Raw genomic sequence first — 14,694 nt, forward strand, 5'->3', positions numbered from 1 at the left:
CTTCCCAAGCACTCGATCAAGTGCTCAAGGTAGCTCTGCCTTCGCCGCTGCGCCGCCTGTTCGACTACCTGCCTTCCAGGGAAACGCCTCCCTGTGGCTGGCAGCCGGGGCTGCGAGTGCGAGTGCCCTTTGGGCGTCGCGAAGTCGTCGGCGTGGTCGTCGAATTGGCTGACCACAGCGACCTTCCGCGCAGCCAACTGCGTAGCATCAGCGAAGCGCTGGATGATGCCCCGTTGCCGGAGGATTGGCTATGGCTATGCCGCTTTGCCGCCCGTTATTATCAGCACAGCCTAGGCGACACCCTGCACCACGCCATGCCTGCACGGCTACGCCAGGGGCACCCCATGGCTGGGCGCACCCAGACTCTCTGGCTTGCCCAAGGCGAAGGCGCAGAAGAAATACTCAGCCGAGCGCCCAAGCAAGCCGAGCTGTATGCGCTGCTGCGCCAACACCCTCATGGGTTGCCTGGCCGTGCGGTTAGCGCCCACGGCTTTGCCCGCGACCAGCTATTAGCGCTGGAGAAGAAAGGCCTCGCATCCAGCCAGGAACACATCCTCACTGCCCCAACGCCACCCAGCGGCAACTTACTGGCAACACCGGCCCTGCCGCTTAACCGTGAACAGGCGACGGCGCTGGCCACACTGCATGAAAAACTCGATGGCTATCACCCCTGCTTACTCGAGGGTGTCACCGGCAGCGGCAAAACAGAAGTCTACCTGCAGCTTATTGAAGCCGTCGCCGCCAAGGGCAAGCAGTCGCTGGTACTGGTACCGGAAATTGGCTTAACCCCACAGACACTCGCCCGCTTTAGAAGCCGCTTCCGGGTGCCCGTGGTGGCGCTGCACTCAAGCCTCACCGACCCCGAACGGCTAGATGTGTGGGAAGCCGCCGCCAGCGGCCGGGCGCTCATTATCATCGGCACCCGCTCGGCGATTTTCACCCCGCTGACCAACCCCGGCGCGATTATTGTCGATGAAGAGCACGACGGCTCCTACAAACAGCACGACGGTTTGCGCTACCACGCCCGCGATTTAGCCGTGGCCCGGGCCCACTACCATAAAATCCCGCTACTGATGGGCAGTGCCACACCCTCCCTGGAGAGTCTGCACCAGGCGCTTAGCGGCGCTTACCGCCACCTACGCCTGACCCAGCGCCCCAGCCAGCACCCGCCAGCCAAGCTGGAGCTGATTGATCTACGCCACCAACGCCGCCAGGGCGGCCTGTTACCCGGTGCCATCAAAGCGATTAAAAGCACCTTGAGCACTGGCAAGCAGGTGCTGATTTTTATCAACCGGCGCGGCTTTGCACCGACACTTGCCTGCCACGCCTGCGGCTGGATGGCAGAGTGTGGCCAGTGCGACGCACGCATGACGCTACACCGCCAGCCTCCCCTACTGGCTTGCCACCACTGCGATAGCCGCCGCGCCCTACCGGACGCTTGCCCCGAGTGTGGCAGCGGCGATCTGCGCGCCTTGGGTAGTGGTACAGAACGCACTGAAGAAACGCTGCAAACGCTGTTCCCGAAAACCACTATCCACCGCATCGATCGCGACAGTACTAGGCGCAGGGACAGTTTTGAACAGGTACTCAAAGAGATTCAGCGCGGCGAACCCTGCGTGTTGGTCGGTACTCAAATGCTCGCCAAAGGGCACCACCTACCCCACGTCACACTTGTCGTGGTCGTCAATGCCGACGGCGGCCTCTACGCCGCCGATTTTCGCGCTCTGGAGCACAACGCCCAACTACTTGAACAGGTAGCGGGCCGTGCCGGTCGCGCCGCCCACCCAGGCCGAGTGCTGGTGCAAACCCTACACCCCGACGACCCTCGCTTGGGCCAATTGGCTGAACATGGCTACGGGGCCCTCGCGCGCAATATGCTGGAAGAAAGGCGCATTTCCCAGCTGCCCCCGTTCTGTTTTATGGCGCTGCTACGCATCGAAAGCCCCAAAGAGGAGGCCGCTTTGGCCATGGCGCAGCAGGCCGCCCAAGCCCTGCGCCAATGGTTAAAAGAGACCGGCGTAGCCACCCGCTGCCTGGGACCTGTGCCCGCACCGATGGAAAGACGCCAGAACCGCTACCATTTACACGTTATGCTGGCAGCCGATAAACGCAGCCAACTACACCTGGCCGTTAGCTGGCTGGTGCAGTGGCTTGAAGCCAATCGAGAGGCCCGCAAGGTACGCTGGTCGATTGATATCGACCCACAAACCCTCGCTTAGCGCTTATCTCTTGGCACTTGTTTAGCAACACGCCTTTGAAACTGCGGCTCAATTGCCGATAATAGCCGCTTTGCCGACGCACCTTTACTGCTGCGCGTTAGCACACGCCGCCACAGACGTAACCGGATACCCACATGAAAGATACGATAGTTTCTCTGCTCGAAGGCGCGATCACCGCGCTCAAGCACCAAGGCGTGCTGCCAAACGACCTTCAGCCCACCATCAAAGTGGATCCTACCAAAGACAAGGCCCACGGCGATTACGCCACCAACTTGGCGCTGATGCTGGCCAAACCGGCCGGCAAAAATCCGCGTGAATTAGCCAGCGCGCTGGTAGCAGCACTCCCCGAAAGCGACGCAATTCAAAAAACCGAAATTGCGGGCCCCGGCTTTATCAACTTTTTCGCCGCCGCCGACGCCGCCGCGCAAATTGTTGCCCAGGTACTCGACTGTGGCGACACCTTTGGCCGCAGCATGGTCGGCAAAGGCGAGAAGGTTCAGGTCGAGTTCGTTTCCGCTAACCCCACCGGCCCGCTTCACGTGGGGCACGGTCGAGGCGCGGCCATTGGCGACTGCCTCTGCCGCCTGCTCGAAGCCACCGGTTTTGATGTCACCCGCGAGTTCTACTACAACGACGCTGGCGCCCAGATCGCCAACTTGGCCCGCTCGGTACAAGCGCGGGTCAAAGGCCTGGGCCCTGACGACGATAGCTGGCCCGAAGACGGCTATCGCGGCGAGTATATCGTCGATGTAGCCACCGACTACCTGGCAGGCAAAACGGTCAGTGCCGATGACCGCGAAGTCACCGCCAAAACCGACCCTGACGATTTAGAGGCGATTCAAGAGTTCGCCGTAGCGTGGCTGCGCCGCGAGCAGGATCTGGACCTCAAAGCCTTTGGCGTCGAGTTTGACGTCTATTTCCTAGAGTCGTCGCTCTACGAAGATGGCAAGGTGGACGCCACTGTTGAAAAACTGGTGAGCGCAGGCCACACCTATGAAGAAGATGGTGCCATGTGGCTACGCACCACCGACTTCGGTGATGACAAAGACCGCGTGATGCGCAAACGCGAGGGTGGTTACACCTACTTCCTGCCCGATGTGGCCTACCACCTGGACAAGTGGCAGCGCGGTTTCAAAACCGTGATTAACGAGCAGGGCGCCGACCACCACTCCACCGTTACCCGTGTACGCGCCGGTTTGCAGGCGCTGGAAGTGGGCATTCCCAAAGGCTGGCCCGACTATGTGCTCCACCAGATGGTCATGGTCACCCGCTCCGGCGTTGAGGTAAAACTCTCCAAGCGCGCCGGTAGCTACGTCACCGTGCGCGACTTGATCGACGAAGTGGGCCGCGATGCCACGCGCTTCTTCCTCGCCGCCCGCCGCGCCGACTCGCAGCTCACCTTTGATATCGACCTGGCCCGCTCCCAGTCGAATGACAACCCGGTCTACTACATCCAGTACGCCCACGCCCGGGTCTGCAGCATGCTGCGCAAAGCCCAGGATGCCGACCAGCCGTTTGATCACGCCTTGGCACTGGCCAACCTAGCGCTGCTGGACAGCGACCAGGAGAAAGCCGTACTTAACCGGCTAGCGCGCTTCCCTGAAGTAGTGGAAACCGCCGCCAGAAACCGCGAGCCACAGCAGGTTGCCCAGTATTTGCTCGACCTTTCCGGCGATTTCCACACCTGCTACAACGCCGTCAAAGTAATGGTCGAAGACGACACCCTGCGCAATACGCGCCTGGCACTAGGCCTCGCCACCCGTCAAGTGCTCCGCAACGGGCTTGACTTAATGGGGGTTAGCGCCCCAGAGGAGATGTAAGCAATGGCTAGCCCGCGCAAAAAGCCCGCCCCCCGCCGCGGAGCCACATCGCAGCGCAAGTCCAAACGCAGCTCAGGCGGCGGCTTCCGCCTACCCGGCTGGCTGTGGGGCCTTGCCGGTATGGCGGCGGGCTTCTTTTTGGCTCAGCACCAGCACGGCACCGCCCCCTGGCAAGAGCAGAACGAAGCGCCTCAAGCCACGGTACTGCCCAAGCCCTCGGGTAGCGAAGAGCGCGCCGCCGCTCGGGAAACCGAGGAAGCCGCTGAACCGTCGATGCCGACGTTTGAATTTTATACCCTGCTGCCGGAAACCGAGGTCATTGCCCCCGGCGTCTCTCTGCCTTCAAGCGTTGTGCGCCCGGAGGCTCCCGAACCGACAGCCGATAGTGCTGCGGCCTCTGGCGCTGCAGGCGACGACCCCATCGCCCAGGTGATTGCCGCCAACACCCGACCTGAAGATCAGGTATCGGCGGCTCAGGAGAATGAAGCGGCCACCAATACCCCAGGGCGCTATATGCTTCAGGCGGCCTCGTTTCGTGAAGCCAGCGACGCCGAACAGCTGCGTGGCCGACTGCGCAATTTAAGCCTGCTGGCGGAAATCAGCGAAGTAAAGGCGGATGGCAATACCTGGCACCGGGTACAAGTGGGACCTTACGAGGACACCCGTGAGTTGAACCGGGCCCAGGATTTAATGAATACCCAAGGAATTGAGCCGCTGCTTATCCAACTGCAAAACTAATAATCCCTCCTGGATTACCCTGCGGGCGGTTGATTTTTTATCAGCCGCCCGCATTTTGTTGTGAACGCTTAAACAATGGTCGCTTATTGAGTGGCCTGCCAGTCATCGGGAGCTCGCCTCCCCCAAGGAGTTATCTCCATGACCACTATTGTCTCCGTTCGTCGTGGTAATCAGGTCGCCCTCGCTGGCGACGGCCAAGTATCGCTGGGCAATACCGTAATGAAAGGTAACGCCAGCAAAGTACGCCGCCTCTACCGCGGTAAGGTACTGGCCGGGTTTGCAGGTGGCACGGCGGATGCGTTCACGCTGTTTGAGCGCTTTGAAGCGCAGTTGGAAAAGTACCAGGGCCATTTGACCAAGGCAGCGGTTGAGCTTGCCAAAGATTGGCGCACTGACCGGGCACTGCGCCGCCTGGAAGCGCTGCTCGCCGTTGCGGACCACAGCGCCTCGCTGATCATTACCGGTAACGGTGATGTAGTCGAACCCGAGCGCGGCATTATTGCCATTGGCTCTGGCGGCAACTTCGCCCAAGCCAGCGCCCGGGCGCTACTGGAAAATACCGAGCTGTCGGCGCGTGAAATCACCGAGAAGTCGCTTTCGATCGCTGGTGATATCTGTGTATTCACCAACCACCACGTGACCCTCGAAGAGCTGTCGACTGACGATCGCTAATCAACTCACGCGATCCCCAAGCGCCGCTCACTGCACACTAAGGTTACTTATATGACTCAGATGACACCCCGCGAAATTGTTCACGCTCTAGACCAGTACATTATTGGCCAGCAGGATGCCAAACGCGCCGTGGCAATTGCTTTGCGTAACCGCTGGCGCCGTATGCAGCTCGATGACGACCTGCGCCCAGAAGTCACTCCTAAAAATATTTTGATGATCGGCCCCACCGGTGTGGGTAAAACCGAGATTGCCCGCCGCCTGGCCAAACTGGCTAAAGCGCCGTTTATTAAAGTCGAGGCGACCAAGTTTACTGAAGTTGGTTATGTAGGCCGTGATGTAGAGTCGATTATCCGCGACTTAATGGAAGCGGCGATCAAGATGGTGCGCGAACAGGCCAAAGAAGAAGTTAGCCACCGCGCCGAAGATGCTGCAGAAGACCGCGTGCTAGACGCCCTTCTGCCGCCGCCCCGTGGCCAGGAAGACAAGCCGCGGGAAGACAGCGGCACCCGCCAGACCTTCCGCAAGAAGCTTCGCGAAGGGCAGTTGGACGATAAAGAGATCGATATCGAAATCTCTTCCCAGGGCCAAGGCATCGATATCATGACGCCACCAGGTATGGAAGAGATGACCAGCCAGCTGCAGAGCATGTTCTCCAACATGGGCCAGCAGAAGCGTGAAAACCGCCGCGTAACAGTCAAAGAGGCGCTGGTACTGCTGCGCGATGAAGAAGCGGGCAAGCTGGTCAACGAGGAAGAGATCAAATCCCGCGCGGTCTACTCGGTCGAGCAACACGGCATCGTATTCCTGGATGAGATCGATAAAGTCGCCAAGGGTAGCGGCCAGTCCAGCGGTGGCGAAGTCTCCCGTGAGGGCGTCCAACGAGATCTGCTGCCGCTGATAGAGGGTTCCACCGTCTCGACCAAGTACGGCATGGTTAAAACCGATCACATCCTGTTTATCGCCTCCGGTGCTTTCCACCTGTCGCGCCCATCGGATCTGATCCCTGAACTACAGGGCCGCTTGCCGATCCGCGTTGAGCTTGACGCGCTAACGCCCAACGACTTTAAGCGCATTCTCACCGAGCCCTCCGCCTCGCTGACCAAGCAGTACCAAGCGCTGCTGGCCACCGAAGGGCTGGACGTAGAGTTTACTCCCGACGGTATCGAGCGCATCGCTCAGATCTCCTGGCAGGTCAACGAAGGCACTGAAAATATCGGCGCCCGCCGCCTACACACAGTGATGGAGCGGCTATTGGAAGAAGCCTCTTTCCGAGGCGGCGATATGGAGAGCCCGCTGGTAATTGACGGCGACTATGTCAATGCTCAGCTTGGCGAACTGGCGGTCGACGAAGACCTGTCGCGGTATATTTTGTAAGCTGCGTCTGCTGTTATTATCTGCATTGGTACCGTCAGCAACAGCAAGCCCGCTCTTTGCGGGCTTGCTGCTATGTTCATAAGCCATGGACACTTAGCGATGAGGTTTCATCATGAATGCGCCCACCCCCACTAGGGTTCACTACCATAAACAGGCCCGCGAGCTGGAGCTTGGCTACGCCAATGGGGAGAGTTTTCACCTCCCGGTTGAGTTTTTACGCGTCTATTCGCCTTCCGCCGAAGTGCGTGGCCACGGCGGCGACACCGCGGTACTGCAAGTGGGTAAAAAAGATGTCGGCCTGCAAAATATTACTCAGGCGGGCAACTATGCACTGAAACTGCACTTCGATGATGGCCATGACAGCGGGCTATTTAGCTGGAACTACCTGTATGACCTCGCGACCCACCAAGAAGCCTACTGGAACAACTACTTGCAGCGTTTAAAAGAGGCCGGTGCCTCGCGAGAGCCCGCCAGCATTCAATTCAAGCAACTGTGACTACCTGACTCATATCCTATACAAGAAGCCAGGCAGACAAGCCAGGGTGGACAAGGCTACAATGGCGTTAACTTTTAATCGCGTCGATCTCAGGGTCAAAAGACCTAAGGTCGATTTGCCATCGCCTCGAATTCGGGAGCTACTGCCCAATGAGCCCCACAGAAAAACGCACCACTGACTTTGGTTTTCAGGAAGTCCCAGTTGATGAAAAAGCTTCACGAGTGGCCGATGTTTTCCACTCCGTGGCTGCCCGCTACGATGTGATGAACGACCTGATGTCTATGGGCATCCACCGAGTCTGGAAGCGTCTTACCATTGAACGCGCAGGGGTGCGGCCTGGTCACCACGTGCTGGATATCGCGGGCGGCACAGGGGATTTAACGCTTAAGTTCTCCCGTTTGGTTGGCCCCCGGGGCAAAGTCGTACTTGCCGACATCAACGCCTCCATGCTCAAAGTGGGCCGCGACAAACTGATGGATAACGGTGTAGGCGGCAACGTCGAGTATGTTCAAGCCAATGCCGAAAGTCTGCCGTTTCCCGACAACAGCTTCGACTGCATCACCATTGCCTTTGGCCTACGTAACGTCACCGACAAAGACGCCGCGTTGCGCTCCATGGCCCGAGTGCTCAAGCCCGGTGGTCGCCTTTTGGTGCTGGAGTTCTCCAAGCCCAATAACCCGCTGCTCTCCAAGGCCTACGATGAGTACTCTTTCCGCCTGCTGCCCAAAATGGGTGAACTGGTGGCGGGGGACGGCGACAGCTACCGCTATCTGGCGGAGTCGATTCGCATGCACCCGGATCAGGAAACGCTTAAAGCCATGATGGAAGAGGCGGGACTTGAGCGGGTTGAGTACACCAACCTGACCGGCGGTATCGTTGCGCTGCACCGCGGCATTAAGTTATGACATTTCAAAGCAGTGCGACATTGCAAAACAGCATGACGTCCAAAAGCCAGACAACGTCCCTGCGGCCGATGACGCTATCTACCAAGAGGTCAGCATGCTGGTAACCCCGACCCTGCTGCTGGCCGGTTGTGAACGCACGCTCAACGCCCTGCTCTCCCGTGACCCCGCTGCTCCTGAACGGCTAGCGGCACTGGCGGGCAGCCGTCTACTGGTGCGCCTTGAGCAGCCCCACTTAGCACTGGTCATTCACTACCATCACGCCGGGCTCGACCTGATGCGCGGCGATGACGTTGATGAAACCGACGTAGACGCAGTGGTAGAGCTCACTCCGGAAACGTTTTCCGAGTGGATCAGCGGCGCCTCGATTGAACGCCTTATGTTTGACGGCAAGCTGGCGGTGCGCGGGCGTATCCATCTGCTTGAAGCCACTCGAGACCTGCTCTTCGACCTGGACATCGACTGGGAGAGCGAGCTGGCCCGCTGGCTGGGCGATATGCCCGCCCACTCCCTGGCCGAGGGGCTGCGCCGCGCTGCCCGCTGGGGGCTGCGTGCCAAAGACGAGCTGATGCAGGATGTTTCTGAATATGTCTTTGAAGAGGCACGCCTGCTGCCAGGGCGGCAGCAGCGTAGCCTACTGCGCGAGCATCTGACCGAGTTAGAGGTGGCGACCGATCGCCTGGAAGCGCGACTAAACCGCTTACAGCGACGTCTAGAACAGCTACAGCTTGCGCCACAGGAGTCGCGCCCATGAGCCTGCGTCTGCTGCGGATAAGCTGGGTGATCAGCCGCCACCGGCTTGACACACTGCTGCCGCTAGAGCGGCTGCCCTGGTGGCTCCGGGCGCTGCTATGGTTTTCTCCGCTACGTTTGATCCCCGTTGGCAAGCGCTCGCGGGGCGAACGTCTGCGCTTGTCGCTGGAAGCACTGGGGCCGATTTTTATTAAATTCGGCCAAATGCTCTCGACCCGTCGCGACCTGCTGCCAGCGGATATCGCCGATGAGCTGAAACGCCTGCAGGATCAGGTGCCGCCCTTTCCCGGTGATCAAGCCGCCGACCGGGTCGAGAAAGCGCTGGAAATGTCGCTGGAAGAGGCCTTTGCTGAGTTTGACCGAGTGCCATTGGCCTCGGCGTCGATTGCCCAGGTGCACGCGGCAAGACTGCACGGCGGTGAAGACGTGGTGGTGAAAATCATTCGCCCCGGCATTGATCGCGTGATGCGTCAGGATATGGCGCTGATGTACCAAGTCGCCAAGCTATTCTCCAAAATCCCCGAGGCGCGTCGCCTGCGTCCGGTGGAAGTCATTCGCGACTACGAAGCCACGCTGTTTGACGAGCTGGATCTCTACAAAGAGGCCGCCAACACCTCGCAGCTCAAGCGCAACTTCAAAGACTCACCGCTGCTGTTTGTGCCCACCATCTACTGGCCCTTCACCCGCCGCCATGTGATGGTGCAAGAGCGCATTCGCGGTATTCCGGTCGCCGATTTAGATACCCTGATTGCTCGTGGCACTAATTTGAAGAAGCTTGCAGAGCGCGGCGTCGAGCTGTTCTTTACTCAGGTATTCCGTGACAACTTCTTTCACGCGGATATGCACCCAGGCAATATTTTCGTCAACTGTGACAACCCCGAAGATCCCCAATACATTGCCATCGATTGCGGCATCGTCGGCAGCCTGACCCGGGAAGATCAGGACTACTTAGCGCGTAACCTACTGGCGTTTTTCCACCAGGACTATTATGAAGTCGCTGCGCTGCACATCGAATCCGGCTGGGTGGGCGAAAACACCCGCGCTAACGAATTCGCAGCGGCGATTCGCACCGTTTGTGAGCCCATTTTAGAGAAGCCGTTGAAAGATATCTCCTTCGGCCAGGTGCTATTGGGGCTGTTTCAAACCGCGCGGCGCTTTAATATGGAAGTACAGCCGCAGCTGGTACTGTTGCAGAAAACGCTGCTCAATATTGAAGGCCTGGGGCGCCAACTCTATCCGGATCTAGATCTGTGGAGTACCGCCAAGCCCTATTTAGAGCAGTGGATGAAAGAGCGTGCCGGGGTCAGCGGTTTATGGGAGTCGCTGAAGCGCCAGGCGCCGGAGCTTTCGCACCAGTTGCCCGAACTGCCCGTACTGGCTCACCAGGCGCTAAGCCGTATGGAGCACGAGCATCGCCAGCGCCACCAGCAAGTCGAATCGATCAACGACATGCGGGTGCAGATGGCGCGCCAGGGCAAACGCCTCTACCGCCTTCGGCTTGGCTTGATTCTGCTGGCGCTGGCACTGGCGTGGCAGCCATTAAGCGGTTGGATTGCACTTCAGGAGTGGCCGATACTAGCGGCCGCCGCCATTGGCCTACTGCTGCTGGTATGGCAATAGAGTGACGCACTAAACGTTTACGAGGATTCCCATGGACAGCAACGCATTATCGCCTAACAATTCGACTAGCCATACTGATGTGCTGGATACGCTCAATGAGGTGCTAAAGCAGCGACGCCATGCAGCGGCAGAAGAATCTTATGTTGCCTCCTTGCATCATAAGGGTTTGAACAAGATACTCGAAAAGGTAGGCGAGGAAGCAACAGAAACAGTGCTTGCGGCAAAAGATGCCGAGCATGGTAGCGAGGCTGAACGCCAAGCATTGATTTCTGAAACCGCCGACCTGTGGTTTCATAGCCTGGTGATGCTGTCACACCTGGGGATGGATCATCAGGCCGTTTTAGACGAACTGGCACGGCGTTTCGGCATTTCCGGACACGAGGAAAAAGCCGCCCGCCAGCCATAGTTGCCACATAGGGCTGTCGCATAGTGGTAACGCGCGTACTGTAGTACTGCTCCTAGCCATAGGGCTCGCATTCATTGGCTCAGTGGTAAAAGAGATAGCACTCAATCGATAGTTAACCTGCTCGCAAGAGGACACGCATATGTTAGGTGGTATTAGTATTTGGCAGTTGCTGATTGTGCTGGGCATCATCATTCTGGTTTTCGGCACCAAAAAACTGCGTAACGTGGGCACCGACCTAGGCGGGGCGGTCAAGGGCTTCAAGAAAGCCATGCACGACGAGGAGAAAAATAAAGAGGCGGACAAAGAGGACGCCGACCAACCCCATGCCAAAGTGAGCCATGAAGAGCCGGGCAACACTTACGACGTTCAAGCCGAAGAGAAACAAGCCGCCCACGACCGCAACGAAGAGCGCAAATAAACCATGCTGGATATCGGCTTTCTTGAACTGATGCTGATTGGCGTCGTCGGGCTGTTGGTGCTTGGCCCGGAGCGGCTGCCCCGCGCCGCCCGTACGACGGGCATGTGGATTGGTAAAATCAAGCGTACGGTATCCGGTATGCAGCGTGAAATCAGCGCCCAACTGGAAGCAGAAGAGCTGCGCCAAAAGCTCAATGAACAGCAAAAGAAGCTCGATGACAGCTTGAAGAAAGCGAAGCTGGACGTAGAGAGCATTGCCGATAGCCCGTCAGACGCTGCACCAGCGAAGCAGAGCGACACTGATAAGAGTGACACTGAGCAGCGCGTTGCCCAGGCCAGCTCTCGATTGGATGACGCCCTGCAAACGGTGCGAGAGGAAACGGTGCGTGAAGAAACACCTCCGTCATCATCTGCCTCGACTGCGCCCACCCGCGAGGCCGAACCTGAAACGCCTAACCCTGAGTCGGCTGCACTTAATAAGGATCGTAATCACCAATGAGCATGTCTGGCGATTCAAAGGAGCCGCGGGAAGAGCAGAGCCAAGCCCCCCTGATTGAGCACCTGATCGAGCTGCGCTCACGGCTAATGCGCGCCGTGATCGTTATCCTGGTGGTCTTTTTGGGCCTCTACTCCTTTGCCAATGATATCTACACCTTTGTTGCCGAGCCGTTGATGGCGCTGCTGCCCGAAGGCTCGCAGATGATCGCCACGGAAGTCGCTTCGCCATTCTTAGCGCCGTTCAAGCTCACCCTGGTGGTCGCGGTATTTATCGCTATTCCGTTTGTGCTACACCAAGCCTGGGCGTTTATCGCCCCAGGGCTTTACGACAATGAGAAAGCGCTGGCGATTCCTATTCTGGTTTCGAGCATTGCGCTTTTCTACAGCGGCGCGGCGTTTGCTTATTACGTTGTTTTTCCGCTGCTGTTTGAGTTTTTCACCCAAACCGGGCCGGAAAACGTCGCCGTGATGACCGACATTAACCAATATCTGAACTTCGTGCTCAAGCTGTTTTTTGCCTTCGGTGTAGCGTTTGAGATTCCTATTGCGACCTTTTTGCTTATCTTATCTGGCGCTACGTCGGTGGAAAGCCTGTCTAAAAAGCGCCCGTATATCCTACTAGGCTGCTTTGTTGTCGGCATGCTGCTAACGCCCCCGGATGTGATTTCACAGAGCCTACTGGCGGTACCGATGTATCTGCTTTATGAAGTCGGGCTGTTGTTTGGTCGCCTGGTGCGCAAGCGCAAAGAGGAGAAAGAGACTGCCGAAGAGCAAGAAGCAGACCTCTAAGCACTGGGATCAACGTCCAGATATTTAAAAGCCGCCGCCATGATCAATGGCGGCGGCTTTTGTATCAGCACAGTGGCGAGCTTAATCCATCATTTCTGCAATGCGATCCACCAGTTTAAAAATACCAGTTGCGGCTTCGCTGATCCGCGTTGCCAGCATATAAGCGGGTGTGGTGACCACCCGGTGCTCAAAATCCACCACGATATCTTCTACGCTACAGGTGCGGTGTAGCCCACCCATGGCGCTTATCGCCCCGGAAACCGCCGGGTCATTGCCCACCGTTACCGCAATGCCCTCATCCAATAGGCGTGGCACAAGTACGGGGGAAATACACATCAAACCAATCGGCTTGGCCTCTTGGTGAAAGCCCGTCAGCGCCTCTTTTAGCGCTTCTAACACCTGCATATTGTCGCTGACACTGGCAAAGTCCGAAAGATTCTTGGCAACGCCAAAACCACCGGGCACAATCACTGCGTCAAAATCATTAGCCACTAATTCACTCAGTGGGCTGATCTCCCCTCGCGCCAAGCGAGCGGACTCCAGCAACACGTTACGCTGCTCGCCCTCCACTACTTCTTGGGTGAGGTGGTTAACCACATGGTGCTGCTCAATATCGGGGGCAAAACAGCGGTATCCAATGCCCAACTGATCCAAGCGCAGCAGGGTGAGCGTGGTCTCATATATTTCCGAGCCATCATAAACGCCGCAGCCAGCTAAAATCACTGCCACCTGTTTGGTCATGCCTATCTCCTTATCCCAGGGTCTGCCGAACGCAATACAGCAAAGCTGTCGCTCACTTTAGTCAGTCTGCCGTGTCGCCACAAGACGGCTTTCGCCGCAGGGCATGGCTGATATACTGATTCCAGGCCTTCGGGCATGTTGATTTGCGATCCTTAATGTTCACGATCACTGATTTTTACGACCTCTAATGGAGAGCCCTCTTGAGTACACCCACTGCCCGCCACTTTCCCGCCACGCGCATGCGCCGTATGCGCCGCGACGATTTCTCACGCCGATTGATGCAGGAAAACAGCCTGAGTCCATCCGACCTGATTCTGCCCGTTTTTGTGTTGGAAGGTATCAATCAGCGCGAAGCCGTCGCCTCCATGCCCGGCGTTGAACGGCTGTCTATTGATCTGCTGATCGAGCAAGCTCGCGAAGCGTATGAACTGGGCATTCCAGCACTGGCACTCTTTCCTGTGGTTGGCCCCGAGCACAAGAGTGAGTTTGCTGAAGAGGCCTATAGCGCTAGCGGTTTAGTTCAGCGCAGCGTGCGTGCCCTTAAAGAAGCGCTGCCCGAATTAGGCATTATCACGGACGTGGCGCTGGATCCTTATACCAGCCACGGTCAAGACGGCATTCTTGACGAACACGGCTATGTCCAGAATGACCGCACAGTAGATACCCTGCTCAAGCAGGCGCTCTCCCATGCCGAAGCGGGGGCCGATGTGGTCGCCCCTTCCGATATGATGGATGGCCGGATTGGTGCGATTCGCCAGGTGTTGGAGCAGGAACATCTGCATAACGTGCGTATTATGGCCTACAGTGCCAAATACGCCTCGCACTACTACGGGCCTTTTCGCGATGCGGTCGGTTCGGCTGCTAACTTGGGCAAAGCGGACAAGCGCACCTATCAAATGGATCCCGCTAACAGCGATGAAGCGCTCCACGAAGTGGCCATGGATATCGCCGAGGGCGCCGACATGGTGATGGTCAAGCCCGGCATGCCCTACCTAGATATCGTGCGGCGGGTAAAAAGCGAACTACAGGTACCCACCTTCGCCTACCAAGTCAGCGGCGAGTACGCCATGCACCGCGCGGCCTTCGACAACGGCTGGTTAGAAGCGGAGCCGGTAATACTGGAGTCGTTGATGTGTTTCAAACGGGCAGGCGCGGATGGCATTCTGACCTACTTCGCCCTAGATGCAGCGCGGTTACTTCAGCAACGCTAAGATGACAACCTGGTGACACCTTTTTGTCATCTTCTCCC

15 protein-coding genes are annotated in these 14,694 nt (G+C 57.9%); 14 read left to right on the forward strand and 1 reads right to left on the reverse strand.

The annotated features are described in order from the left end of the window. The first annotated feature begins 20 nt into the window (after positions 1-20). From LMS44_RS17775 to tatC, 13 genes are all read left to right on the forward strand, one after another. Complete coding sequence (locus LMS44_RS17775; protein WP_498945897.1) at positions 21-2,219, forward strand: primosomal protein N'; 2,199 nt, start codon at positions 21-23, stop codon at positions 2,217-2,219. A 134-nt stretch (positions 2,220-2,353) separates the two neighbouring features. Next, complete coding sequence (gene argS / locus LMS44_RS17780) at positions 2,354-4,039, forward strand: arginine--tRNA ligase (protein ID WP_498945899.1); 1,686 nt, start codon at positions 2,354-2,356, stop codon at positions 4,037-4,039. Positions 4,040-4,042: 3 nt separating this feature from the next. Beyond that, complete coding sequence (locus tag LMS44_RS17785) at positions 4,043-4,777, forward strand: SPOR domain-containing protein (RefSeq protein WP_022522105.1); 735 nt, start codon at positions 4,043-4,045, stop codon at positions 4,775-4,777. Between the two features lie 138 nt (positions 4,778-4,915). After that, positions 4,916-5,449, forward strand: coding sequence for an ATP-dependent protease subunit HslV (gene hslV, locus LMS44_RS17790; protein WP_039859441.1), 534 nt, complete (start codon positions 4,916-4,918; stop codon positions 5,447-5,449). A 51-nt stretch (positions 5,450-5,500) separates the two neighbouring features. Next, positions 5,501-6,823: an ATP-dependent protease ATPase subunit HslU gene (gene hslU / locus LMS44_RS17795; RefSeq protein WP_009287441.1), complete on the forward strand. Its 1,323-nt coding sequence runs from the start codon at positions 5,501-5,503 to the stop codon at positions 6,821-6,823. A gap of 112 nt (positions 6,824-6,935) precedes the next feature. Next, positions 6,936-7,319, forward strand: coding sequence for a gamma-butyrobetaine hydroxylase family protein (locus tag LMS44_RS17800; RefSeq protein WP_027958645.1), 384 nt, complete (start codon positions 6,936-6,938; stop codon positions 7,317-7,319). A 149-nt stretch (positions 7,320-7,468) separates the two neighbouring features. Then, a complete protein-coding gene (gene ubiE, locus LMS44_RS17805; protein WP_009287442.1) occupies positions 7,469-8,224 on the forward strand; it encodes a bifunctional demethylmenaquinone methyltransferase/2-methoxy-6-polyprenyl-1,4-benzoquinol methylase UbiE in 756 nt (251 codons plus the stop codon). Between the two features lie 94 nt (positions 8,225-8,318). Beyond that, complete coding sequence (locus tag LMS44_RS17810; RefSeq protein ID WP_027958644.1) at positions 8,319-8,975, forward strand: ubiquinone biosynthesis accessory factor UbiJ; 657 nt, start codon at positions 8,319-8,321, stop codon at positions 8,973-8,975. Next, positions 8,972-10,594, forward strand: a complete 1,623-nt coding sequence (gene ubiB, locus LMS44_RS17815) for a ubiquinone biosynthesis regulatory protein kinase UbiB (RefSeq protein ID WP_027958643.1) — start codon at positions 8,972-8,974, stop codon at positions 10,592-10,594. Before LMS44_RS17810 ends, ubiB begins: the two co-directional genes overlap by 4 nt. 31 nt (positions 10,595-10,625) lie before the next feature. Next, a complete protein-coding gene (locus LMS44_RS17820; protein WP_027958642.1) occupies positions 10,626-11,000 on the forward strand; it encodes a phosphoribosyl-ATP diphosphatase in 375 nt (124 codons plus the stop codon). A 139-nt stretch (positions 11,001-11,139) separates the two neighbouring features. After that, positions 11,140-11,418, forward strand: a complete 279-nt coding sequence (gene tatA / locus LMS44_RS17825) for a Sec-independent protein translocase subunit TatA (protein ID WP_022522099.1) — start codon at positions 11,140-11,142, stop codon at positions 11,416-11,418. Between the two features lie 3 nt (positions 11,419-11,421). Further along, positions 11,422-11,916 (forward strand): Sec-independent protein translocase protein TatB, encoded by a 495-nt coding sequence (tatB, locus tag LMS44_RS17830; RefSeq protein WP_138799859.1) that lies wholly within the window; start codon positions 11,422-11,424, stop codon positions 11,914-11,916. Beyond that, positions 11,913-12,704, forward strand: coding sequence for a TatC family protein (gene tatC / locus LMS44_RS17835; protein WP_498945903.1), 792 nt, complete (start codon positions 11,913-11,915; stop codon positions 12,702-12,704). The genes tatB and tatC overlap by 4 nt, the downstream gene beginning before the upstream one ends. 81 nt (positions 12,705-12,785) lie before the next feature. Here tatC and elbB read toward each other — a convergent pair whose 3' ends face one another. Next, positions 12,786-13,445, reverse strand: coding sequence for an isoprenoid biosynthesis glyoxalase ElbB (gene elbB / locus LMS44_RS17840; protein ID WP_498945905.1), 660 nt, complete (start codon positions 13,443-13,445; stop codon positions 12,786-12,788). 200 nt (positions 13,446-13,645) lie between these two features. On the opposite strand from elbB, the gene hemB reads away from it, so the two are divergent. Then, positions 13,646-14,656, forward strand: coding sequence for a porphobilinogen synthase (hemB, locus tag LMS44_RS17845; RefSeq protein ID WP_498945907.1), 1,011 nt, complete (start codon positions 13,646-13,648; stop codon positions 14,654-14,656). Positions 14,657-14,694: the final 38 nt, after the last annotated feature.

Origin of the sequence: Halomonas profundus (genome assembly GCF_020865425.1) — a bacterium.
Lineage (GTDB): Bacteria > Pseudomonadota > Gammaproteobacteria > Pseudomonadales > Halomonadaceae > Vreelandella > Vreelandella titanicae.

Coding starts and splice junctions, on each gene's coding strand:
- argS (WP_498945899.1), top strand. CDS start 2,354: ATGAAAGATACGATAGTTTCTCTGCTCGAAGGCGCGATCACCGCGCTC.
- LMS44_RS17785 (WP_022522105.1), top strand. CDS start 4,043: ATGGCTAGCCCGCGCAAAAAGCCCGCCCCCCGCCGCGGAGCCACATCG.
- hslV (WP_039859441.1), top strand. CDS start 4,916: ATGACCACTATTGTCTCCGTTCGTCGTGGTAATCAGGTCGCCCTCGCT.
- hslU (WP_009287441.1), top strand. CDS start 5,501: ATGACTCAGATGACACCCCGCGAAATTGTTCACGCTCTAGACCAGTAC.
- LMS44_RS17800 (WP_027958645.1), top strand. CDS start 6,936: ATGAATGCGCCCACCCCCACTAGGGTTCACTACCATAAACAGGCCCGC.
- ubiE (WP_009287442.1), top strand. CDS start 7,469: ATGAGCCCCACAGAAAAACGCACCACTGACTTTGGTTTTCAGGAAGTC.
- LMS44_RS17810 (WP_027958644.1), top strand. CDS start 8,319: ATGCTGGTAACCCCGACCCTGCTGCTGGCCGGTTGTGAACGCACGCTC.
- ubiB (WP_027958643.1), top strand. CDS start 8,972: ATGAGCCTGCGTCTGCTGCGGATAAGCTGGGTGATCAGCCGCCACCGG.
- LMS44_RS17820 (WP_027958642.1), top strand. CDS start 10,626: ATGGACAGCAACGCATTATCGCCTAACAATTCGACTAGCCATACTGAT.
- tatA (WP_022522099.1), top strand. CDS start 11,140: ATGTTAGGTGGTATTAGTATTTGGCAGTTGCTGATTGTGCTGGGCATC.
- tatB (WP_138799859.1), top strand. CDS start 11,422: ATGCTGGATATCGGCTTTCTTGAACTGATGCTGATTGGCGTCGTCGGG.
- tatC (WP_498945903.1), top strand. CDS start 11,913: ATGAGCATGTCTGGCGATTCAAAGGAGCCGCGGGAAGAGCAGAGCCAA.
- elbB (WP_498945905.1), bottom strand. CDS start 13,445: ATGACCAAACAGGTGGCAGTGATTTTAGCTGGCTGCGGCGTTTATGAT.